The organism is Caballeronia sp. NK8 (assembly GCF_018408855.1).
GTDB lineage: Bacteria > Pseudomonadota > Gammaproteobacteria > Burkholderiales > Burkholderiaceae > Caballeronia.
On record NZ_AP024325.1, the window covers coordinates 1,488,812 to 1,512,256 of the forward strand.

At 56.5% G+C, this 23,445-nt stretch carries 19 protein-coding genes; 9 read left to right on the forward strand and 10 right to left on the reverse strand.

The window, feature by feature from the left end; all coding sequences use genetic code 11:
• Positions 1 to 761 precede the first annotated feature (761 nt).
• The 4 genes from NK8_RS32095 to NK8_RS32110 all read right to left on the reverse strand — a co-directional run bounded on the left by NK8_RS32095 (position 762) and on the right by NK8_RS32110 (position 5,688).
• On the reverse strand, positions 762 to 968 hold the full coding sequence (locus NK8_RS32095; RefSeq protein WP_277183170.1) for a rubredoxin: 207 nt from the start codon (positions 966 to 968) through the stop codon (positions 762 to 764).
• Between the two features lie 129 nt (positions 969 to 1,097).
• Positions 1,098 to 3,212 (reverse strand): 3-hydroxyacyl-CoA dehydrogenase NAD-binding domain-containing protein, encoded by a 2,115-nt coding sequence (locus NK8_RS32100; RefSeq protein WP_213232274.1) that lies wholly within the window; start codon positions 3,210 to 3,212, stop codon positions 1,098 to 1,100.
• 556 nt (positions 3,213 to 3,768) lie between these two features.
• Positions 3,769 to 4,506 carry an IclR family transcriptional regulator gene (locus tag NK8_RS32105; RefSeq protein ID WP_216858872.1) on the reverse strand — a complete coding sequence of 246 codons (738 nt, stop codon included), beginning with the start codon at positions 4,504 to 4,506 and terminating at the stop codon, positions 3,769 to 3,771.
• Between the two features lie 189 nt (positions 4,507 to 4,695).
• Positions 4,696 to 5,688, reverse strand: coding sequence for a tripartite tricarboxylate transporter substrate binding protein (locus tag NK8_RS32110; protein WP_213232276.1), 993 nt, complete (start codon positions 5,686 to 5,688; stop codon positions 4,696 to 4,698).
• Positions 5,689 to 5,987: 299 nt separating this feature from the next.
• Between NK8_RS32110 and NK8_RS32115 the strand changes: the two genes are divergently transcribed.
• Both NK8_RS32115 and NK8_RS32120 read left to right on the forward strand, forming a co-directional pair.
• Positions 5,988 to 6,395 (forward strand): GFA family protein, encoded by a 408-nt coding sequence (locus tag NK8_RS32115; RefSeq protein ID WP_213232278.1) that lies wholly within the window; start codon positions 5,988 to 5,990, stop codon positions 6,393 to 6,395.
• Positions 6,396 to 7,382: 987 nt separating this feature from the next.
• Positions 7,383 to 8,267, forward strand: a complete 885-nt coding sequence (locus NK8_RS32120) for a hypothetical protein (RefSeq protein ID WP_213232279.1) — start codon at positions 7,383 to 7,385, stop codon at positions 8,265 to 8,267.
• A gap of 477 nt (positions 8,268 to 8,744) precedes the next feature.
• On the opposite strand, the gene NK8_RS43785 is transcribed toward NK8_RS32120, so the two are convergent.
• The 3 genes from NK8_RS43785 to NK8_RS32135 all read right to left on the reverse strand — a co-directional run bounded on the left by NK8_RS43785 (position 8,745) and on the right by NK8_RS32135 (position 11,033).
• Positions 8,745 to 8,903: a hypothetical protein gene (locus NK8_RS43785; RefSeq protein WP_213232280.1), complete on the reverse strand. Its 159-nt coding sequence runs from the start codon at positions 8,901 to 8,903 to the stop codon at positions 8,745 to 8,747.
• Between the two features lie 156 nt (positions 8,904 to 9,059).
• On the reverse strand, positions 9,060 to 9,674 hold the full coding sequence (locus NK8_RS32130; protein WP_213232281.1) for a hypothetical protein: 615 nt from the start codon (positions 9,672 to 9,674) through the stop codon (positions 9,060 to 9,062).
• 795 nt (positions 9,675 to 10,469) lie between these two features.
• Complete coding sequence (locus NK8_RS32135) at positions 10,470 to 11,033, reverse strand: DUF6471 domain-containing protein (RefSeq protein ID WP_213232282.1); 564 nt, start codon at positions 11,031 to 11,033, stop codon at positions 10,470 to 10,472.
• Between the two features lie 319 nt (positions 11,034 to 11,352).
• On the opposite strand from NK8_RS32135, the gene NK8_RS32140 reads away from it, so the two are divergent.
• On the forward strand, positions 11,353 to 11,967 hold the full coding sequence (locus tag NK8_RS32140; RefSeq protein ID WP_213232283.1) for a hypothetical protein: 615 nt from the start codon (positions 11,353 to 11,355) through the stop codon (positions 11,965 to 11,967).
• Between the two features lie 425 nt (positions 11,968 to 12,392).
• On the opposite strand, the gene NK8_RS32145 is transcribed toward NK8_RS32140, so the two are convergent.
• The 3 genes from NK8_RS32145 to NK8_RS43025 all read right to left on the reverse strand — a co-directional run bounded on the left by NK8_RS32145 (position 12,393) and on the right by NK8_RS43025 (position 14,469).
• A complete protein-coding gene (locus NK8_RS32145) occupies positions 12,393 to 12,992 on the reverse strand; it encodes a hypothetical protein (RefSeq protein ID WP_213232284.1) in 600 nt (199 codons plus the stop codon).
• A gap of 172 nt (positions 12,993 to 13,164) precedes the next feature.
• Complete coding sequence (locus NK8_RS43470) at positions 13,165 to 13,392, reverse strand: BPSL0761 family protein (protein ID WP_367657808.1); 228 nt, start codon at positions 13,390 to 13,392, stop codon at positions 13,165 to 13,167.
• 531 nt (positions 13,393 to 13,923) lie between these two features.
• On the reverse strand, positions 13,924 to 14,469 hold the full coding sequence (locus tag NK8_RS43025) for a DUF6471 domain-containing protein (RefSeq protein WP_225936454.1): 546 nt from the start codon (positions 14,467 to 14,469) through the stop codon (positions 13,924 to 13,926).
• A 154-nt stretch (positions 14,470 to 14,623) separates the two neighbouring features.
• On the opposite strand from NK8_RS43025, the gene NK8_RS43790 reads away from it, so the two are divergent.
• From NK8_RS43790 to NK8_RS32175, 6 genes are all read left to right on the forward strand, one after another.
• A complete protein-coding gene (locus NK8_RS43790) occupies positions 14,624 to 15,205 on the forward strand; it encodes an HAD domain-containing protein (protein WP_225936537.1) in 582 nt (193 codons plus the stop codon).
• A 700-nt stretch (positions 15,206 to 15,905) separates the two neighbouring features.
• A complete protein-coding gene (locus NK8_RS32155; protein WP_213232287.1) occupies positions 15,906 to 16,259 on the forward strand; it encodes a hypothetical protein in 354 nt (117 codons plus the stop codon).
• Positions 16,260 to 16,463: 204 nt separating this feature from the next.
• Positions 16,464 to 17,267, forward strand: coding sequence for a TnsA endonuclease N-terminal domain-containing protein (locus tag NK8_RS32160; protein WP_213232289.1), 804 nt, complete (start codon positions 16,464 to 16,466; stop codon positions 17,265 to 17,267).
• Between the two features lie 277 nt (positions 17,268 to 17,544).
• A complete protein-coding gene (locus NK8_RS32165) occupies positions 17,545 to 19,806 on the forward strand; it encodes a Mu transposase C-terminal domain-containing protein (protein ID WP_225936455.1) in 2,262 nt (753 codons plus the stop codon).
• Positions 19,807 to 19,808: 2 nt separating this feature from the next.
• Entirely contained in the window at positions 19,809 to 21,440 is a 1,632-nt protein-coding gene (locus tag NK8_RS32170; RefSeq protein ID WP_213232291.1) for an ATP-binding protein, read from the forward strand.
• 165 nt (positions 21,441 to 21,605) lie between these two features.
• A complete protein-coding gene (locus NK8_RS32175; protein WP_213232293.1) occupies positions 21,606 to 23,408 on the forward strand; it encodes a TnsD family Tn7-like transposition protein in 1,803 nt (600 codons plus the stop codon).
• Positions 23,409 to 23,445 lie beyond the last annotated feature (37 nt).

Consider the following 23,445-nt stretch of genomic DNA (forward strand, 5'->3'; position numbering starts at 1 on the left):
TCGAGACGAACGCACCATCGACTTCGAAATTGCGCGTGCGGCGTATATCGTCCACATCCTGGATGCCCGTTCACAACGAGCGGTCACTGCCACAAATCGCAGATCAACTATAGGTGATCCCGGTCATCGCGGCTGAACGCTGTGCAGGCATCCGGCGAACTGATTGCCCTACTTTGAGACGGCGGGTAATTTGTCCCGAGACCCGGGCCTGTGCGGCCCTGTGAGAGCATCAATCCACAACGGGCCCACAGCCCGACGCTTCTCGTGCTATACCTCGAGCGCCATGAATATGACAGTGCCCTGGTAGATTGCGAACGGCGCTATTCCAACCGGACGAAAGCTTGCGGAGGCGGCGAAGTCGGAGCGTACGTGACAGGAAGAAGGCTGTGCGCTGGGTTGACGAGAAGGCCACAGCGCCGATCAACCGGTAAGTCGGCGCCTTCGTTCCATTCCATGAGACGCGACTTCGGGAACTGCACAGCAGTTGATTCGGCAGGCGGTCTGTTAAGCAGGCGTTCCATCACGAGACCATGCTGAACGATGAGTCCCGTAGAAAGCAACACGCCCGAAGCTCCGTGGAAATAGTCGCACGGAGCTCTTGACGTTTCGAAAGAGCCTTGCGAAGAGCAGCGCACACCACCGTGAGATAGGGCGCGGCAACTGCGCACCGCTATCCAGCGGCAGACGTCGTACTCGACACCTTACTAACGACGTTGCGTGGAATGAATTGGATGTTTGATTTTGGCGATTTTTGACTTCTGTCAGATCTCGACCATTTCAAAATCGCCTTTCGTCGCCGAGCACTCGGGACATACCCAATCTTCGGGAATGTCTTCCCAACGAGTACCGGGCGCGATCCCTTCGCTCGGTAGACCTTCAACCTCGTCATACGTGAATCCGCACAGAAGGCATTGCCAAACCTTGAATTCACGAATCTCGGTACTTTGTCCTTCGTTTTCAGCTGTCATATCATTGCCTCGCAACTCGGTTCGACGAGCGCCTGGAACTAACTTTGTGTCGTTGCCGCGCGTTCGCGACTGCAAGAACCAAATCCCTTTCGATGGCCCTTACTTATCATTGGACCAGGCGCTGAATGCTTAAGAAAGATTAGGCGCTTGGGCCTCTCGAAGCGATCCACCAACTTCGGCGATCTGCGCCAACAACTGGCTTGGCTTCCAGCGCTTTCCATACTGCTCGTGCCACACACTGACCTGCTCAAAGATCTTTTGTGCACCAATCGAGTCTGCCCAGTACATCAGTCCGCCTCGATGGCGCGGGAAGCCAAAACCATACAGCCACATCACGTCGATATCACTTGCGCGGTAGGCTTTACCATCTTCCAGGATCTTGCAGGCTTCGTTCACCGAAGCGAAGAGCAAGCGGTTCAGGATCTCGTCGTCTGAAAACTCACGTTGCGGGACGCCAAGCTCACGACCAACGTCACGGATAATCTTCGAAACCTCTTCGTCCGGATGCGGCGTGCGATCACCTTCGTTGTAACGATACCAACCCGCACCATTTTTCTGCCCCTTTCTACCCATCTCAACCATGCGATCGGGGACGTGGAGCTTTCGATAGGTCGGGTCTGCAGCGGCGCGGCGCTTGCGCGTATCGTAACTAACGTCTAGACCCGACAAATCGCTGACCACAAAAGGTCCCATTGGGTAGCCAAATCCAACCATGACCTTATCCACCTGCTGGGGCAGCGCGCCTTCTTCCAGCATCAGCATCATCTCCGTCACCAGCGGCGCGCGGCTACGATTTGCCGCAAAACCATCGCAAGAACCTGCAACGACGCTTACTTTGCCGAGGTCACGCCCCAATTTCGTCGCTCGGAGTATCGTTTCTATTGACGACCGGTCGCCCCTGACGACTTCGCAGAGTTTCATGACATTCGCAGGCGCAAAGAAGTGTGCCCCCGCGACATCATGCGGACGTCGTGTAACGGCCGCCATCGTGTTGATGTCGATCGCCGAAGAGTTGGTAAGCAGGAGCGCCCCTTCCTTCATCACCGCGTCCAGCTTCGTGAAGACATCTTCTTTCAGATCGATACGCTCGAACACTGCTTCCACGACAACATCGGCGTCCCAGATGTCCTCATATCGCAAGACAGGTTGTACGTACGTCAGTCGCTCGTTCATTTCTTCTTGCGTGAGGCTTCCGCGCCGCACTCTTACCGCATACGTGTCGTGAATCCGCTTCATGCCTCGATCGAGTGCCTCTTGCGTCACTTCGAGCACTTTCACCGGAACGCGAACGTCCGCAAAACAGATTGCGATTCCAGCCCCCATTGTTCCAGCGCCCACGATTGCAGCGGATCGCACGCCTTCAGGCTTATAGGACGCGGGCGCGCCCGGAATCTTTTTCGCCTCACGCTCGGCAAAGAAAGCATATCGCAATGCCCTCGCTTCATCCGAGCCCTCGAGTTCCGAAAACAGTCGCTGCTCAAGAGCCAGTCCGTCCTCGAAGCTACCGGTTAGTGCCGCTTCCACGCAAGCGACAGCGCAGTGCGGTGCCTTCACGTTACGAGCCTTGCTAAGAGCGGCCTTCTTCGCCGCTTCCCAGGCTTCAGGGTGCTGACCCGCATAGGTAATTTGATCAATCATGTCCCGAACCCGTGGCAATGGGCGCACGGGCGCGACGTCTTTCGCGTAAGAAATTGCGCTAGCCAGAAGATTTTCCTGACTCACAATCTGCGTAACGATTCCGGAATTCAACGCCTCGAACGCGGAAACATGACGACCACTGCTGATCATCTCAACAGCCACCTTCGGTCCGATCAACCTCGTCAGCCGTTGGGTCCCACCCCCAGCTGGAATTATCCCGATGCTTACCTCAGGCAGTCCCAGCTTGGCGTCAGGCGCGGCGATTCGATAATGACATGCGAGGGCATGCTCGAGTCCCGCGCCAAGAACGTAGCCTTGCATCGCGGCTACCACGGGCTTCTCACATGCGTCCAAGGCAGCAGTGCTGACGCTGGTACTGATTTGGCGCGTCTTCCCAAACTGTCGGATATCGGCTCCGGCGATGAAGTTCTTGCCTGACCCGATGAGCACAACCGCCTTCACTGCAGGGTCAGCGCCGGCGCGCTCCAGGCCATCAATGATGCCCTCCCGCATACCGGGTGCCAGCGCATTGACCGGCGGATTGTCGACGGTAATCACTGCCACGCCGCCCTCGACGTGATAACTGACATTCTGTGTATCGCTCATCAGGTGTCTCTCTTAATATCAAAAACGCTGACGGTGGGTCAGCTAATCCTGTGAAATCCCTTTCCCGAGAAAGGCACGTTGAACCGCAGATGCCTCCCCGGGAGTCGACCTTCCCAACTCCGAACCGTCCTTCGCCGCGCAGAAGAAAACTTCAGCCCATCGTAACACGCGTTCCGATGATCAGCATCAATTCCACTGAGCGGAACTTCCTAACCGAGATGTCGCGATTCGAGAGACTGGCGCGACGATTGACAACACGACACGGATTTACGAGTCGCTGAGACGCCGTGGGAACTGGCATCACGGGCTATGGCCGGAGGCGCACGAACCGACAGTGACGAGCAGGAGGACAAGCTACGGAACGACGCCGGATTGCTCCGCCAACGAAGAGCCGAAAGGGAGTGTGGGATGGCGGCTTGGATTCTTGGATTCGCGATAGCTTGCGAAACGCTGCGCTCGTGGATTTTCTCGACCTCATTTCAACGGCAACGCCGAAATGCGGTCGCAAACTCCGACGGAACGCCAAACCTTCAACATATCGGTAAAGAAAGGTTGATTACTGGTAGAGCGCGCCAAACCGACGCGAGATCTTTTCGGCCGCACTCACGACCAGCCTTATTGCCTCGTCTTCGTTGACCCGTAATCTTACAGTGGGCGCAGCAACGGACAAGCAGTAACGAACTTCCTGATTTGCATCCCGAATTGGCGCCGATGCCGCCGAAATGCCGAGTAGCCGTTCGCCGTGAGAAACTGCATAACCATGTGCGCGTATCAGCTCAAGTTCTGCGATGAGCGCCTCATCTGTTACGTTCAAAACGCGGGCCACCGACGGCAAGATCGACGTCAACTCGAGCGGCGGCATGTGAGCTAAAAGTACCTTCGAGCCCGAACCGCCGAGCAATGGCGTTTCCTCGCCCGGTTGGGTAACCGCTCGCAACGGCGCAGACACAGTCGATAAGGCGTCAATGCAAACACGGCTTCGTCCCGACAAGGTATGCAATGAAACCGTTTCCTTCGTCTGTTGAGCTAGTTCAACCAGTATTGGTCGAGCGATTGCTCGAACGTCCAAGGTGCTCCTGACCATGCCCGCCAGGCGAGTGAACCTAAAGGAGAGGCAATATTGTTGATCTTCGAGACGGACCAGGTATCCTGCCTTCTCAAGACTTTGCACTATCCGAAAGGCGGTCGACTTCGGCAGTTCGATGCGCTCCGCGACCTCCTGTAAGGTCAGACTGGTTCGATCCGAACTGAAGCTTTCGAACACAGCAAGAATGCGCTGAACAGACCGCATCATGTTTCGGTTCGCTGTAGATGGCTCGTTTGCAATGTTTGTCATAGTCACGCGGCTGAAGACCGCTGCACCTATCGTTTAGCGATGACCGAAAGTTTCGTGTCCGCACAAGACACCCCGTAAATCTCCCTGCTTGGGTTGAGCGCCCTCGCGCTCAAGATGTCGGGAATGCGCCCTCTCACCTCGCAGAGCCTACCCTCCGTCACCGACAGTGACGGACTGGCCCAGCCTCCGCCATTTCGGGACCTCTTTTGACATGTAGTCGGAAAAGTGCGCGGTTTCACCCGAAACTGGCTCGCAATAGAGCGAATTACGCATCCGGCTGGCTACTTCCGGAGAACTCGATACCTTATTCACAGCCGCGCTGATACGCTCAATCACGGAGGAAGGAACGCCTTTCGGTCCGATGACTCCGTAGAACGTATAGTTTTCGATACCGTGCAACGAGGCGTTGTGGGATTCCGCGAGACTCGGGACTTCAGGCAATGCGCTCAGCCTGTGGTTACCAGTGACTGCAATAGCTCTCAATTTCCCAGCCTTCAAAAGAGGAATGACAAACTGCGGCACGCTCAGGCCTACCTGTATATCGCCCATCCCGATTTCCTGAGTCAGTTCTTGATCCGACCTGTACGGAATATGGGTCATCGAAATTCCAGCGACGCTTTTCAGGTACTCGACTTGAAGGTGGCTGGCTGCACCAACGCCTGCAGAGCCAAAATTCAATTGTCCTGGGTGTGCTTTGGCGTAGCCAATGAGATCGTCGATGGAATGAATATCTGTCTTAGGGCTGACCACGAAGACGCCTGGCGCCGTTGCAACCATCGAAATGAGACTGAAATCCTTTAGAGGGTCATAAGGTAGGTCTTTCCTGACTCCCGGCCCCTGAGCCAGCGCGCTTCCGCTTGCGAGCATTAGCGTGTATCCGTCGGGCGGTGACGCCATCAGCATTCTGATCGCAACGAGAGACGACGCGCCGGGTCTGTTCTCGACAATAACCGTCGTATGCAACTCTTCTTGCAGGCCGCGAGCATAGAGCCTTGCAATCGTGTCGGTACCGCCCCCAGCAGCAAAGCCGACCAGCAATCTGATGGTTTGAGCTGGAAAATCCTTCGCCCTCACGCTGTTGAGCCCGGCTAGACTCAACGACAGCAAGACAATAATCTGGACAATCTTCCTTCCAAGCATCCCCAACCTCACACGTCTTATCTGTTCACCACACTCGAGAGCCGTCGTACCTGCACCGCTACGATCCGTCGATCATGAATGTAAACACTACGGCCGTCACCGTCAATGTTTTTGGCATTGGTTCCACTGAACGGAACTATCCACGAACATTTATCGACGCCTGTCACGCGTGTATGCAAGGGCGGGTATCTTAGGTGAATGGAACGGTAGAGGCGGTGGACAGCAGACACGGGCGTGGCGCCGCTGGAGCTGTTACCATCGGAAGGCCATTCCATGTCGAACTTCGCATTGGAGCAAAGATGAAAGTCGATGGTCAATGTCACTGCGGTGCGATTAAGTATGAAGCAGAGGTAGAACCGGGCAACGTGGTCATCTGTAATTGCGCGGATTGCCAAAGGCAGTCCGGCTCGGTCTTTCGAGCTAATATCCCGGCGCCTGCGGGGTCCTTCCGAATTGTCTCGGGCACGCCTCGGAAGTACCTAAAAATTTCCGACAGCGGAGCAAAGCGCATCCACGCATTCTGCGAGAACTGCGGAGGGCCGGTTTATGCCTGTGCCGCAGAAAACCCGCAGACATATTCACTGAGAATCGGGGCGCTGAATCAACGATATGAGCTCGGGTCTCCCTCGCGGCAGATCTGGATGAAGCGTCGCTTCTCTTGGCTAACTAAACTCGATGATGTGCCTGGGTGTGAGGGTCAGTCGTAGTTTGCCTGCTCCAGTGCTTCCATGACTGGGCAGCACTTCAAGCGATTGCTCGCGGTGTTGTTCGCCGGGCCCGCCTGGTTCGCGCTGCCGCATACGAGTTTGCGATCGCATCGCGGGTGAATCACGTCGGCGGCTCAACAAAGCCAAGCCTTAAATCAACTCACGGAGGTTGCGAACTCCAGCTTTCTGCGGAGCAAGCGTTTTTGTTTGGCGAAGCGCGGGAACAAGCAGGCGTGGACGCAATCGCTGTAAGGGCGCCAGATGAAGTGTCAGCCAGCTTGAGAGCAGCAGTCGGTGTTCGCGAATCCTCGCGTGTGTTGCAAAGCGACGCATGTTAGCCTATCGATGCAGCGCGAACACCTGATGCCCCGTGTAGAGGCAACCACATCGAACTTGGCTACGGGCACCAGTGCTGCATTATCTCGTCGAAAATATCCACACCGGAACGGCCCGACGCCCAGGCGCATCGTTAAGTATGCAGCGGCCCTTATGATGCAACGTGCTGACTTAGCCACGCCCCGATTTCGTGGCTATCTCTCAATTGAGCGAAGAAGCAAAACGCTGCTTCCCCCTGCCGTACTTCGCCGAGGCCGATACGATCCGAATTTCATCGTCCATCAAGCGGCCTATGTGTGCCACAACTTCAAGCGGCCGACCATCGAGGATGAGAGCGCGCTACAACGTATGACCAGCGCGAACCCAAGCCGACTTTATATCAAAAAAGCGTGGAACGCCCTGGCCACTACAGAGTGAGTGAATGTCAATCCACGCCCTTTCGGAGAGCGTTGCTCAATTTCTACAACCGCTTGGCCGCGCTAATACTGATTCGACAGCACACTTACTTCCAACCGCAAGAATGGCTCTCGAACGTATCAAGCCAAAAACCTTGCAGACGCCTTTGAAGGCATATTTCCCAACCATTCGAAGCGTGTCGTGTTCCGCGGTATCTTCGAGCGTTGTCCCTCCGCATGAACCGACTCTCAAAATATGCAAATATCATCGAATGTCGCGAAGCGCGACCATCAGAGCCCGAAAGTCGGCACGCCGGCGTGGCTCAACGCTGAGGTGCGACGTTACCTCGCGAGCGGCGACTACGACGGCATGTTTGAGGGCTGGCCGGGGGACGACTTTGTCGACGTCGCGCAACGGGCCACCCAACGTCTGAAGACTGCGCTGGTGGAAGAGACGCTCCGGCGAGCGCACGGTTTCCGCAACCAGGTGAGCGTACCGGGCGACTTGCATGCGTGGGCCCACGACAAGCTATCGCCGATGGTATGCGGGCTGTTCCCCGCCGACGAGCGCTCCATCATCTTGGACACACTCACTCGGAGCGTCGTGTTTCTCACGCCGGACAACATCGCCGCAGCCCTCACGCAGCAAACGTGGTTGTCGACAGCATGGGACGTGGCCAACCTCTATCTGGCCGGTGTCGGTGCGCCTGTTCTGTCGGAAGAGGCGAGAGACATCGTTGGACTGAGTGAGGAGACAGCTTGCTTCGTCTCTATGATGTACTTTGAGGAAACCGACCCGTTTGCAGATTTCGTCGTCCATGAAACAGCACATGTCTTCCACAATTGCAAACGAGCCACCATCGGGCTCAACGAGGAACGCCGAAAGGAATTCTTGCTGAACATCGACTACTCCAAGCGCGAGACGTTTGCCTACGCATGCGAGACCTACAGCCGGATTATCTCGCTGGCTGCAGGCGTCCGGCAGCGGCGAGCGGCGCTCGAGCGGCACGCCAAGGTCTCGTTGCCGCCCGATGACCGCGTGGATCACGACGAATATCTGGACATTCTCCGCGACGCCACGAGTGCCCGCAATGGATGGCAAAAAATCCTCAAACGGTGCGCGCCGCGTCAGCAACGATGATGTTCACGTCTTGAGGCATCCGCAGCGGCAAGTGGTTTGGCGCGCGCCTTGATCAGGGCTAGCGTGGACCAATCCGAGCAGCGCTTCCATTTTCCACAGGCTTGCCCACAATTTCTGTGGGCAACTTCGAGGCGCAGCGGCGGGCGACGAATGTCCGCCTTCACCTCCCCCTCTTGCTAACGCTCACCGGCCGAGGGCCGGGATTTCTACTGCGCGACGTGAACCTCCACTTAGTCGCTCCGGCGGATTCTTGCCACGACGCGCCTTAGCTCAGGCGAAGAAGCTGCACAGGCTAACAAGCGCGGTCCGCGCTCTAAAATGTTGATTGCGCCGACGACGTCGGCGTTGGTGCTCATATCCGCCCGACACACACGCGAATCGGGCTTGAATCTTCCGGTTCTCCCTCGCCACGTGTGCGCAGCGCGGGCACGTGCGGCTCATGTTGTGCGTCGATACCGCGAGCAGCATGCCGGCGGATCACTCCGTCTTGTACTCAAGCTGATGCCGGAGTTCGCCCCAGCTCTGATCGAGGATAGCCTTGTTGGCCTGGCTTTCGCCCGGACGTTCCCGCCCGGCGCCGCGACTGAGCTCGTTGCCGACTTGCTTGTATTCAACGCCTGCAAGTCTTCGATACATGGAGCGGATCGTTCGTCGACTTCTCAGCGCCGGGACCGGCAGAAGTTGGTTCGGTCCGCGGCCCCTAGCATCGCCATATTGTAAAGATTCAGGCCGTCGCGTTCGGCAGAATCGAGAGAGCATGAAGTTGCCCTCGGTACAGTTGCGACCGGACGATTACAACGCAGGGATCATCGCTTGCGCGGTCTTTCCGCTCATGATTCCGTCGAGATCGCAACTGTCATCGACGGCGATCAGGGTCCGGGCGTCTGCGGGAACCGCGCAGATATTGAAGTCAACCCCGTGGCCGAAGCTCACGCGCCGCATCTGGCCATAGGGAATTCTTTCCTTCTTAGAAAACGTCGCATTGTCCGTGAGTACCGGGATATTATCCGGGATCGCGTCGGTGATGACAGTGTTGCCCCAAGTCATCTCCTGCTTCCGGCCGAGATCGTAGACAAGTACCACTGCCACAGTGGCACTCGCGTTGTCGGCACCGATCAGGGTCACACGACTGGTAAGCTTAGCGACGCCCCATGCGCACGAGGTCATTTCAGCGTCGCACTTGCGAACGTCCATCAACGGTCCCGCACTGATGTACGTCATGCCTTGCTTTCTCACTTGAGTATCGCCAGCGCCTTCTCCACGTTTATTGGCAAAAAATGGATTCTGCGCGCTTACAAAGGTGGTGACGCTGGTTGTCTGCTGTTCGGTCGTCGCGAAGTTCGCGCATCCGGATAGAGTAGATGCTGCAAGCAGGCACAAAGATGCGGCGCAATAGGTCGCTTTCAACACGAATTTCCTTGTTGTTAATCACGTTCCACAGGATATCGGCAACATGGACGAAATATTGAATGCGCATGCGCTGCTAGTCGATCTAATGTCGGCACTTTGCGCGTTATCGATTCGCGTAAGACATTTGAGTTCCGACCATATCCGATCCGTACGCGCGATCGAACCGCCTGGTTTCAAATACACCGAAGCAATTCCACGCGGGCTTGGGAGTCGTATTCTCGGCGACCGGCCCGCTTCCGCCGGCTACCAGGCGACGACGCGGATCACGATGCCGCTCAGAGCGCACAGGGCGAACGCAGTTGTCCAAAGCCACCGAATCGAAGGCTTATGTCGCGCTTCATTGCCCGCGAGCCGCCGTCGTCCTTGGCTGTGGCGTTTCGGCTGCCGCACGGCGAGCGTGGGAGTCCTGTCGTCGACGCGGGCCATCGTTTTCCCGCGGCGGCTGGTACGCCTCCAACCTCCTCGTAAAGTCGCCGAGCCCGTCGGCAGTTCTCATGCAACATATCCTCGACGGTCATGATGCATCCGCGGATCCCTCCGGCGATCCCCAAATTTCGGGGGAATCGAGCGACCACAACACAATGTCGCTCTGTGTCGGAAAGCTCATCAGAAGCCCTCTCCCGAGCGCCTGAATTGCGCCAGGCACGGCCTCGTAGGTCGTCCCTTCGCCAGCGTCTCCAGTAAATCCCGGGTTGCCAACACAGCAGCAGTGCGTTGGTCGGGGCTGGTCATCGCACCTCTCCTCAAAGCATTTCGATAACCGAGGATAACCGAAGTGCGCGAATACGTGTATTACCCCTCGCCAGAAGGCGCGCTGTAGTCCGATGCCTTGGGCACACCCCGCTGAACCCTCGGCATCGCGGTTTCGGCCGCGGCTCGGAGGTCACTGAAATCAACAAACTTATCCAATCCCTCGAAGGAGCAAACTACGGCGCATTGCAAAAAGAGCGTCGCCGGGAAGTTTCCCGATCGGAGGTGCGCGGAGAAATTGCGTGGCGTCATCTCTTCACCGATCGTACGAAGGCGCCGCGAAATCTCCGACTTAGTCAGCCAGGGCCGGCTTGCGATCTCCTCCCCAAGAATTCCAGACGCTTTCTGCTCCCAACTCCTGTTAGAGCGCATGACGTCTTTCCAGTGAGGAGGATAGTCAGCGTTCAGCGCTTCCAGCGACTGTAGGAAATAAAGAAAACGATAGGTGCCCCGCTGCGTCTTGCCTTCGACCCCGCGCTCCGTCTCCTCTACACCGAGGCGGCCGAGCTCCGCGGCCAAGTGGGCGTAGCTCGCCTTCTTGCGCGCCAGAAGAACGCGAAGCGCCCGGCTGGCCAAATCCGACCAGATCGATTCGTTACCTTCCACAGAAAACCCTTGTTTTTGCCCACATATGCGGCTACCATTACCCGTAGAAACACACGTATTGACGACCTTTAGCCGCAGCGTCAACAACGTGGAGGCGTCTGTCGAGGTTGTTCATAACCTCGCATTGTACGACAGCGATCCGCGCTAATTCGCGGAGGCGCGCCTGCGCCCGTCGATTGCGCAAATCCACTGCCGCGTGAACGGCAGTCGCCCTGGCCTACGGCTATGTGTCTTGGGTTCATTAGTGTGGCCATGCATTTTTGGCACGCAATTGAAGATCCTAAAGCGACCCGGCAGCGTTGCCAGCGCTGGCTCCAGCATGGATGGGCTACTCAGATTTGCGATGGACTACCCGGCGCTGCTCTTCTTGCCGGCCTGCGGCGGAGTAGTCTCTTTTGCGCTCCTGCGACTGAAGCGGAACTACGTCGAATACGGCGCGCTGTTGCTCCGCAACTCGCCTCGCGCGTGCAAGGCCGCACCCGTACCGACATCGAAGGATGCGCCGAATCGGGCAAGCTCTCTCGATACAGAGGAACTCGAACTCCGCATGCTCACCGCGTTGCTTGGCCTATGCGGGCTTCTCTCACATTCCCTCAACGACGGTCGCACACTCAGATGCATCTCGTCAGGTGAATCGAGCTTGGAAAAGCAGCGCTTGCTGAGCGACGCGACGTGCGCCCAGTGGATCGCCGTCAAAATTGTGCTCTTGAGCTCGGAGGCTATCGAAGATCGGCAACCAGCCTGGACCGATTTGAAGGATACCGCCGACGCGTCTTGCACCATGCGAGAAAGCATGGTCAGCCTCTGCGCCAGACCAACGCTCCTGGGCGTACAGTCGGCGAGCGCGGCCGTCGACGCGTTCGCGGCAAGGGTGGAAACATACAAGCTTTTGAAGCGGCAAACTCCATGCGGGGCACACTCGCCAGAATATTGATCCCGCGGTCTTAAAGCGCTTGCGTCCAGCTTAGATCGGCTGCTCCGGGCAGAAAGCCCACGATCGGTTGGTTGGTTAGCCAATGCCGCTGTAGCAAGCGTCGCAAAAGTCGCACTCTCCTCGACCGCGCGGTCACAGTAAAGGCTCGCGAAACGTCAAGAGCGTTGGGAAGTCGCTCCGGAGATTTCAGATCTGATTCCCGCTCATGCACGCCGACCTGACGTGGTCGCGCGCCAATCTTCGCCCCGCAGCCACAGCCCTCGACCGGAGAGCCACTGGTGGTGGGGTGCGAATGGCAACGACGATCAGTCAGGGCTGGTTCGTTGTGCCGCGGGTAGCGCTCTCTGACCGGGCGGGGTCATCAATGCGCGAGTTGCCAACAATACCAAACCGGCAGCTTTAAAGAGTCGTTTGCGAGAGCGGCGCTATCGCGCGAACGCGAAGGGCGTCAACCGTTCCGAGACGATGACGTTCGTCAATACACGTTGCAATGGCATTCCTGGAATGCCGGCCGGCACGCGCGCGCTACGGCGGCTCGTTCCCACCGCCCACAGCAAGGCATGCCACGTCGGCGCCGGCGAAGCCAAACGCCCGACATCTCTTGATTCCCTGCGTGCCAGTATCGGCATTGTCACGACACAAACCATTCGGTGCCGCCGGACATCACGCGATACCCTAAACATGATCGGGATTCGACAACTTTGTTGCCATAGCTCGACAGCCTCGCACAACTGCGCGTCATTCGCGTCAGCGAGCCAGTAAACTTGCAAGCCACCCAGCTGGAGACAGATTTCCATCAGTGTGACGTCGTTGACGTTGAATTCGCCAAACGAAAGAGCGGCCTTCTCATACACCGTCCCAAACCACTCGGCCTCGTGCGGCGTCAAGGATCCGACCAACACTGGAGTTTCAGCAGGAAGGTTGTCGGCTTGCCGAGGCAGAGGATCGAGCGACGACAGCCGAACCAACGACCCGACCGATATACGGCCCACCTCCGTTTCTATAATGCATGTCTCTGCATCCATACCGACCTCTTCTAGTTCGACGGATTAATCTTAGTAGTACCAACTTCTAAGCACGAACTGAGCGTATGATCTGTTCCGACAAATTCCAATGAAGGCCCAAATTAGGCCAGCAAGTGAGCTAAGCCATCCAACCGACGACCAGCGCATACGAATGGCGGCCCCGAATCCTCGGCTATCGGTGACTTCGAGCCGTCATCTTTTCTGTCTCTGCCCAGACGGCTGGCAACGCAAGTGCGGACTCGTCGATGTCGGCCTGGCTGGGATAGTGCCTGAGCAAGACGATTGCCAAACTTCGCACAAGATCTGCGCAATACGGCCCCCGTCCATTGGCGAGAGTTACGAGCAGATCGCGGGCGCCGGCGACTGCTCGCGTCCTTTCTTCAGCCGTGGTCATATGCATCCCAAGAACTGACCTTCTTACTCAAGTCAAGGTACTCGACAACGCCAGCGAATTGGCACCATCGATCCCAAACGTACTGAGCCTCGTCCGCGTGTCCGCTTCGACCTTCAAGCATGTAGAAACGGCCGGATTGGGTCGTGCCTTGAAGCGCTTTGGCATCGAAGCTTTCGATTGGGGAGCTCACTCGGCCGGTTCGGTCGTTCGCATTCAGACCGACAAAATGACGAGTTCGCTGCGGTAAGATTTCAAAGATGCGCCATTTGATTAGGCGGATGCGCGGTTCCTCAGGAACCGGCGGAAGTGGCCAGATGGGCATTATTGCCCCCTATTACAAGACTGACAGGATGCGATCCGGTCAGGCCGCCTAAACCAATAGAAAAGTTATAGGATTTATGTACTATCTACCCGCGGCGGCAATATAGAACGAGCGTTAGTGGAATTGTATTTTTTCTGCCCGGAGTTCTGACGAGTGTTTTCCCTGCCAAAGTAATTTTAGGCTAGTTTGCCGCGAAAACAAGCATCGCGCAAACCTCAGAACCGTTCGAGGCAGGCCATGCCCGCTTCTGCGGTTCGCCGCATCGCCTCGGGATCAACGAACAGGAATACGCCGTCGAACCGGCAAACAGTCGCGCACTGGAGATAAAGAGCGGCCGTGAAGGTCCCTCGCCTGATCTGCTGTCGGAGAACGCGAGCCGACATAGCAACGCCGATGGTGCCTAGCCGACGCGACAGCTCCTTCACATCGATCCATCGTTGTTCGGCCAGATCGGCGTCCAGGACGGCTGTTGCGCGGGCTTCCCAAGAATCGCACGAAGAAACGCTTGCCCAATTCGCTGGGCACACGGCACGAGTCGCTGAAACAACCTGAAGCAAGAAGACGAAGCGAAACGTCCCGCGCTGAATCTTACCCTCGACCGAACGCGCGGACTCTGCCACGCCTCGCGAAGCGAGGGATTTCGCGAGCTGAGCGTACCCCACCCCTTGGCGAGCGAGAATCACCCGGACAGTCCTGGACGCGAGTTCCGCCCACACAGCGTCCACCGCAGAGTGCGGTGCTCCTTGATTTTCCGCTGTCATGCACTACCCTATGGAGAGTGAAATCACTCACAGCTGCTACAGTCCTCTCTCTCCAAAAAAAACGTTTTCTCTGAGAGGAACCTTCCCTCGCCGCAAAGCAGGAAAATGGGCCGACCAGGTCCTCAAAAAACGCGGCCCAGAGAGAACGGTCGCTATGTATCCCATCCTCTACCTTGGCATCGAAGGCGTGCTATTTCGCGCTAGCGTTTGCCGTCATCCCCTTGCGCGGCGCGGCAGAGAGATTCCTCGCTCGGATCCGCTTCCGTTACTCGGGCTCGTATCGCACATCGTCCAACACCAGACCAATCTCCGAGTAGTTCTTAATAGTTGGTGGGTAGTCGACTACGGATTCCAACGCCTGATCAGTTGCCTTCCATCGCCCATCGCTCAGCGGACAGTCGGCGCGACCATCCCAGGAAATCGCCTACATCGAAAGGTAGCATACCAAGAAAGGGCTGATTTGCTTCGGGCAGACGTGAAGAAACGCGAGCCGACAGAGCTAACTATCTTGGATGCTTCGCGTGCTGCCATACCCATCGAATATTTGAATCGCTCGGTTTGGGTGCGCGGAGATCACACGGCGCATGTTAACGAATGTGCATCTAGATTACTGCATCTTTTGAATTACACCGGTCCAATCGACAACGAATCAAAGATTCCGAAAACAAGATCGCTTGGCTCGACTACTGGCTCGCCCGATGGCGAAGCCAATACGATAACGATGGTATCTGTATAGCATAAAATTGACAACATACACAAAGAAACTTAACTCCGGTAATTGTTAATCTTAATTATTATGTTGTACTTAGAATCGAGAAGTGAAATCTTCTCGTCCTCAGTGTGAACGAGCGCGAAGATTGACCTACTGGAACTGAAGAGCAGAGCGTCCTAATATTGGACTAACGTTTGTACCACTCGAGGAGGTGCATATGCGATAGCGGAGAGGCTTGCCTCAGTTAACACGGGAGTCCAAGAGGGCTCCGCCGACCGCGACCTTTGGGCTGAAATGAAGAGGGGTCGGCTGACCCAAGCGAACCCGAACCAGTCGACCCCCGGCGGTTTCACGAGAGAAACCGGCCTCAGCAACCTAATTCTCTCACCAACTCCGTCGGGCGTCAAAGCGATTTCTTTGTCTGGAGTAGACACTGAATTCGGTGGATGCGCTCGTCGGTTCTATCCTCAAGCTCCGGCCCCGAGCTTCGGTTGAAGCTCGCCTACCGGCACGCCGGCACCTGTCTGGGGACTACTGCCAGCTCGTCCACGCCCCGCGCGAATCGCGCGAGGCAAATGGTTTGGTTCCTGCGTTTTCAGACTCCCCAAAGCTGGCATCGAGGTTCGAGATGCACTCGGATCCCCTTTGCCATTTCGAGCCAGTCGCGCGTGCTGAAGCGAATCGATTTGCTTGCCGAACAGCTCGCTGCGTAAGGAGTTATCAAATGGATCACTCGACACTGCAATTGCGTCACGAATGGTTTGCGGAGGCCCAGTACTGCCTGGACGCGTACATGCGTTTGTACTTTCTTCGACGGAATAGGTTCGACCCAAATACCCTTGCAACTTTTCTCCAAGGACTTCGGGACATTCCGACGCAGCGAGACTATGTCTACGACCATGCGTACAAGGCCCGTCGACAACCGCTTCCCTATTGGATTACCGGCCAGCGACGGCGAATGATCGAAGCAGACAGATTGCTTGCAAAGCAATTCGTGGAAAAGTTGGTAGCGAACTACAACGCGCCGAGATTCCAAAGATCGACCTTTGGTCGCATTCGCGAAATGAACCGATCCTGAAGCCCTTCTACCAGCTGACCGTTGAATACGGAGAGCCGCGCGGCGGCTCTCTCCTTGGTCGACCCCGCGCTTGAATATCGCGCCGCGTCGAGTCTTTTAGCTCGCGCCTTGTGGCCGGGGGGACTCATGGCACGCCACCGAATAGTACTGAAAAAGCTTGCAGCGCTTCTTCTTGGACGCCGCCGGCGAATTGCGGAGGTAATCATGCCGAGATTCAGGTATTCAATGACGTTTGCCAAGCAGAAGCGCTTTAACCGAGAGCTTCGCGGTAAGGGCGAGGGAGCTGACTATCGTCCTTGGCTCACTGTTTCTGATGTTCCGTCCCGAGGCAGGTCGCATCGTCTTGCCTGCGCAAAAACCGGCTTTAGAACAATGCACTTTTTATCCGACCTCGAGTACGCAGCTTTCCTCGAAGCCTGGTGGGACGAATTCGTCAGGGATATTCGCGAACAATACCCCATCGACCTCAAGGCCACCCTTGCGATCGCTTGGAACCTCAATGTCAAGCATCCGGTAGACCCTCGAACCGGCCTTCTTCTCACTCAAACGACCGACTTGCTGTTGACAAAAAGAGCCGCTAGCGTGGCGCCGAGTTACGCAGCTTGGGCCGTCAAGAGCCGCCAGCAATTAACCGAGAAGCGGACGTTGGAAAAGCTCGAGATCGAACGCCGCTACTGGGAAAGCCGCGGCGTTCCTTGGACCCTGGTCATAAGCGACGGGCTCAATTCGGCTCGGGCGTTGAACCTCGATTGGCTCTTCAACTTCGAATTGGCTCTACGCGGTAACACTCGCGTAGACCAAGCGTGTGTCGCACGGGTACTTGCTGCGACTCGTAAACGGCGTGCCGAACCTGCCTCTCTCGTGTGCCGCCACCTCGACAGGCTTTGGCTGACTGAAGGCGGTGCTCATCTCACAGCGTTTCGCTTCCTGCTGTTCGCGAGAGTTCTGAAGTGCAGTTTGAATGTAGGTACGTTTGCCGACCAACCTCTTTGCTCATTCACATCATGAACACAACCTACTTCCTCAAACGCAAGCACCAACCGCGCGAAGGCCAGGAGCTTCAGAGTCCGCGACATGTGATTCTCTACACCGGTATCGCCGATGTAAATCTTTACTTTCGCTTCGATCGCACAGTCATTGTAGGGAGACCCGCTGTCTACCTGGCGATCGACCCCTTCAGTCGCCTCGTACTCCGACACTCCGTCCGATTCGAGCCGAAATGTGGAATTCCTGACCGATCTCTTTGATAGCGACGCGTTCGCCGCTACCAACTCCTCCTCACATCATGGATACCACCTACTCCCCACCTGCACTAGCGGTCGGAATGCTGCTGCGGGACCCTACCAGCAAAGCAGTTTATCGAGTCGTCACTCCGGAAGGAGCCGGCCAGTTCGTCGCCCTTTACGACATCGGCAAAGGGCAGAACACCTGGCCCGAGCCGATATCCGCAGATGAGATCCGTCGGCGAATGGACCCGAGCGGACCGTCGGAGGACCGGCTTACCGTAGAAGCCGCTGACCCCTGGTCGTTGGAAAACCGGCCGCCACGGTCAGGATATGATCAAAGTCGGTTGGACAGCGATTGGCATCTCATCGAAGCCCTCCTTACGAGGCCGACTGCGTTCCGTCTCATGCTCCCCAAGTACCGAAACGGCATACTGAACGAGCACGCTCGACTGAACCACACAACGCGGCAAAAACTTACTCGTCTGCTTAGGCGGTATTGGCAGCGCGGTCTGACCCGTTCGGCACTCATGGACGATAGAAATCTGTGCGGGGGCAAAGACAAAGTCAAGATCTTCAAGAATGCAAAAAGCGGAAGGCGTCCACGAAACAACTATCCTGGCCTGCCTCTTAACGAGATCGCACGTCAGATATTTAATCAGGCTGCTGATTGGCTCTTACAGGACTGGAAGCATAGGACTTACCGAGAAGCGTTAGAAGAATACGCTGCGAAGTTCTGTGTCGGAAGAACGGCTCTGGATGCGCGAGGTCGAAAAATCGCTATCCAAGCCACCGATCGAAGATTCCAGCCGACCGCGCGACAACTGCAGCATCTCGTGCTGCGGTGGCGCCCCCACGCCGTTGTCAAACGCTCCAAGCTCGGAAAGCGAAAGTTCGAACTGATCGGGCGCGCCTTCAATGGCCGGGCGGACCAACATGTGACCTGCCCTGGTTACGCAGTTATCGACGCCACAATAGCCGATGCTTACCTTCTTTCCATCTTCGACCGGATTTCCCTCGTCGGGCGGCCGACCATTTATTTCGCCATCGACCTGTTCAGTCGCCTCATTGTAGGGATCTACGTCGGATTCGAGCCTCCTTCGTGGGTCGCCGCCATGATGTTACTGACCAATGTCGTAACACCGAAGGTAGCCTATTGCGCGCAATTCGGAATAACAATCTCCGAGGATCAGTGGCCGTGTCATCACATGCCGACAACACTGTTCGGTGACAAAGGCGAAATGATGAAGGTACGCGCAGGGCAACTTCTCAGCAGTGAGTTTGGCATCCACATCGAAAACGCGCCGTCGGGCAGGCCAGACGCCAAATCGATCGTGGAACTGCGTTTTAACACCATCCAGCGTCCATGGGGAGCCTTCATGCCGGGCTACGTCGACAGGGACTACGATGAACGTGGTTCTCGCGACCCTCGTCAAGATGCCGCACTGACCTTGTACGAATTCACCCAGATCATTATCTTGGCCGTCCTGCGGCATAACGCAGCACCGATTTCGGACTTTCCACCCATTCCCGATTTGGTTGCTGAGGGCGGAGCGCCCACTCCTCTCGAACTCTGGGACTACGGGATTTCCTCAACAGGCGGGCTCCTTAGAAATGACTCTGTCGAAACTGTTCGACGGTACGTGCTTCCACGCGAAAGAGCGACTGTAACTCATAAAGGGATCGAGTTTGGCAAGTATTACTACCTTTGCCCAGCGGCAAGAGACGGCGACTGGCTCATCAAGGGACGCGACGCTCGATGGACCGTGGAGATCGCATTTGATCCAAGCAACCTTGATTGTATCTACCTGTGCGAAGACGGCCGGTTCGAAAAGTGCACAAAAGCCGGGACCAACTCAAAGTACGTTGATCGTGAAGGGGTTTCAATGGCGGAACGTAATGTTCTCGAGGACCGGCAGAAGGCAAATCTTGAACGCGCGAAGGACGATGACTTTGCATTTAGGGTGAGCGCAAAGGAGATTGACAACAAAATTGTTAAGGAAGCGGCCAAGAAGACGAAGGAATCGTTGAAAGAAGCGGGTCTTCGCAAGCCTCAAGTCTACGATTTACGCAAAACACGCGAACGCGAGCGCGCCGCGGAGCGTGAGCATCTGACGGATGTCGAAGCCGATTTTATCGCATCTGTCGCCGACGAACGTAAGTCACGCTCGGACCTTCACTTCAACCAAATTTCGAAGCAGCGCGGCGCTGCAAGACGCCGCATAACTTCCTCAATGCGCGCTCATCAACAAGCCGCAGTAGAAACTGTGCGCATGAGCAGGAAGAGCAAGACCTTAGACATTCTCAAGCAAATTAGGAGGTAATCATGGACTTCCATCCAAATCTCGACACCGAAGAGCAAGCTCAGGAAGACGCTTCGACGTCTGACCTGAAGTTCGTCGACGCCATTTACGTGCCCCGCGATGAGGATCTTGGAGTCGACAATCCGCTGATTCGATCTCTTCCCATCTACATCAACTCCGAATCAGTTCTGGAGGCATTCTCAAACGCACCACAGTTCTGTCTAACCGACCGGCAACTGCCAGCTAGCTCCCGGATTCAGAGAGTCGCCTCACTCGGAACCTACTTTGATTCGCTGACATGCCATCCCACTCTTATCGACTCAATCTTTCGGCTAATCATCGAGGGATATATGTGGCGCAATCCCTGGGACCACTCGCAGGAGGTCATCCGGTCGCGCTATGCCGCGTCGATGGGTAAAAAAACGATGACCCCTGTGCTCCCGTTCCGACCGGCGCACTCGGCCGTCATGGCCCTGACCGGCGTATCCGGGGTCGGAAAATCGACATCCGTATATCGCACGCTTTCTTTCGTGCCGCCCGTGATTCGTCATGAAAGGCTCGCGGGCAGCAACCTTCAGGTCGTGTGGCTCAAAGTAGATTGTCCGCCGGACGGAAGCATCAAGCAACTTTTTCGGTGGATTTTGATTGAATACGACCGCCTGCTCGGCACCCACTATGAGCAAGAAGTTGGCAAGGCGGCTCGACTGGACCAGCTGATGAACAAGGCCGCTGCTGTCGCACGATACCATCACACCGGTCTGATCGTCGTAGATGAAATCCAGTTTGCGGCTAGGGGAGCGGCAAGGCGAGGTGATCCCTTCATGGATTTCTTCGTAACGTTCACCAATATTGCGCAGATCCCGATGTTGGTCACCGGCACTCCACAGGCTCGACCCTTGATGGAAAAGTCTTTCCGCCTGGCACGCCGAGCCTGTGATCGTGGGTCGATGACCTTCACAAACATGGCATTCGATGACGAATGGCATTTCTTCCTTCGCGGGCTCTTCAAGTTCCAGTGGACATCCAAAGTGCAGCGCTTCAACAGCGACTTCAGCGAGGAGTTCTACGATCTGACGCAGGGCATACATGCTCTCGTGATGCGACTTTTCCAGTTCACGCAGATTGTCGCTATCCAAGATCAGAGCGAGAAGATCTCTAAGCCGCTCCTGCGCTATGTCTCTAAAGAATGGCTCGGTCCCGTCCAACCGATGCTTTCTGCGTTGAAAAGCAAGAAGAAGAATCGCATCGAGATTTATAACGATCTCCTTGTGGACACGCTAGCCGGGCTTGAAGACGCCGTAAACAAGGAAGCGGAAGATGCGAAGATCGCCGAGGCGAGAGAGCAGCGTCAGCGAAATCAGGCGAAGTTGGCATCAGTGTCCGATCTCGTGGCTATGGGTGTCCGTGAGGCCAAGGCGCTCGTCGCAGTACTCGAGGTCCTAAAAGTTGCGCCTACTCTCACTGGAACGGAGCTCACTCAGGCAGCGTGCGAAAAAGCTGGCGTGACCTTCGACGCTAATCTCAGCTCAAGTCAAGATGACCTTCCATCTCTCCAAGACATCGTCGGAGATACCAAGGATGCCGACGAAGCGGTGGAGAAGTTACGACTGGCTGGCTACGTTATCGGGACCCGAGCGCACGCTGAGACCGCGTGAAGCCAGGATTTTGTCTGTCGTCGAACCGGGCGCGTGGGAGAAGGGCCACCCACCGCTCCTTTCGCGACAATGGTGCAAAGGCTTCGTCGGTCATGCTCGTTGGACGTTAACGCATCGATCGAAGGCAACGCGTGCCTTTTATAACCATGGTGCGGGAGGTGAACCGTGTCAATCGCCCTGCCTTTACCCTATGACGAAGAACTGCTCTTCGGCGTCCTTGCACGCTACCTGGAAGCGGCGGATATTCCCGCTCCGACATTTGTAATAGACACGTTGTTCGGGCGACTGGCGCATCCAAAAAAGGAGTTGATTTGCAGCTTGGCCGAGTTTTCTAGGCAGACCCATGTCGCCTGGGGGCTTCGACCTCTCGAAATCGCGCACCGACACACGGTGGTTCCGTACTACGCAAGCTACACCACAGCGGCACGTCGCACCGCCGCCTACGCCGGCATTTCAGGACAAGAAGGTACATCACCGGCCGTCACCTTGCGTGTGAACCACTCAAACGTCGCGCGCGTTGATCACCTTCGATGCTGCATGCGCTGTGCGATGTCCGACGTTCTCGAAGGACGACGTCCGTACTGGAGGCGAGCACACCAGTTGCCCGGTGTGTTCACCTGCCCAAAACACGGCACGATTTTGTGCGTCGCCGAAGCTGAAAACGGCGGCGGACCGGTGAAATGGCGCCCCGTCGTCGACGACACCATTGACTGGAGGGACAACGTGCATGTACGTGCCGTGCAGACAACATCCATTGAAACACTTGCAGCGCGCGACTCGGCCTGCTCGTCCCCTGCTTTTGAGACAAACTGGTTGGCCGTCGCTCACCAGAGGGGTTTCGTTAAATCCAGCGGCTACATTGATACTGGCGCTCTGTTGTCGAAAATGAACGATCTCTACGGAAACGCCTATCTGGGAGCTACACGCTTGAATATCGCTTGGAAGCAGAGCGCGTCGTGGGTTGTGCGACTGTTGAAAAGCCCGCACACGTTATTCCATCCGTTGCAGTACATCCTGATGGCGAATCTACTTCAGCAATGTGAGGGACCTAACCCAAGGACAGAGGTCACTCCGAAGCTTCGCACAAATCAGCCCATCGTCTGCCCGAATAGCTACGCGGCACACGAACGCCAGCATGTCGTTGATGAAGTCAGGGTGACCGAAACCACTGACCGCCAGCAGGTCGCTCATGGTCGTTGTAGTTGCGGCGTCCGTTTTACTTTTTTGAGATGTGAACCGGACGGGAAGACTCCATGCGACCTGCAGATAACGAAATACGGTCATGATTGGGCAAACGCGGTACGCGCAATGCATGGCCAAGGACACTCGTACCCAGCGATCGAACGCAGCATGGGTCTTCCGCCAAGGGCAGCGCTGCGAATGTCGAAGCGGCCAGGGGACCGGAAGCAATCGAAACCGACGCCTGCCCAATTGCTTCAGTGCCGGCGCGAATGGAGACAAACGCTGCGCAAGGTGGCCCCAGGGGGTCATCTCCTCGCCGCTCAACGTAACAAGCTTCTCTACAACCGCCTACGAGAATTCGATCGCGATTGGCTTACAAGGTCCGCGCAACGTCGATGCCAGCCACGGCGAAAGGCTAGCGAAATGGAATGGAAGCGCCGAGACCGCGAGTGGCGCACTCGGCTGGAGACAGCTGCGGCAAAGCTCCGGGGATTGGACTCACCGGCGGTACGTGTGAGCAAGGCCGCGATGGCCGCTGAGGCCGGCGTATGGGTGCTGGGCGCAAGCGTCCGGGACAAGCTCCCGTTGTGCCATGCCGCCTTACGGGACCTTGCGGAGTCAGCGGAGCAATTTCAGATACGCCGGCTCGAAGTCGCGCGGATGAGACTCTCCGCATGCAGCCAAGAAGTTACACGGTGGAAGCTTCTCAAGCTTGCAGGCATTTCCAGAGCATTGAACCCGATCGTGGAAGCAGCCCTGGCGAAGCTCGTACCTTGTCACGAGTGACTTGTCACGCATAAGTGGATTGCAGGATGAGCGTTAC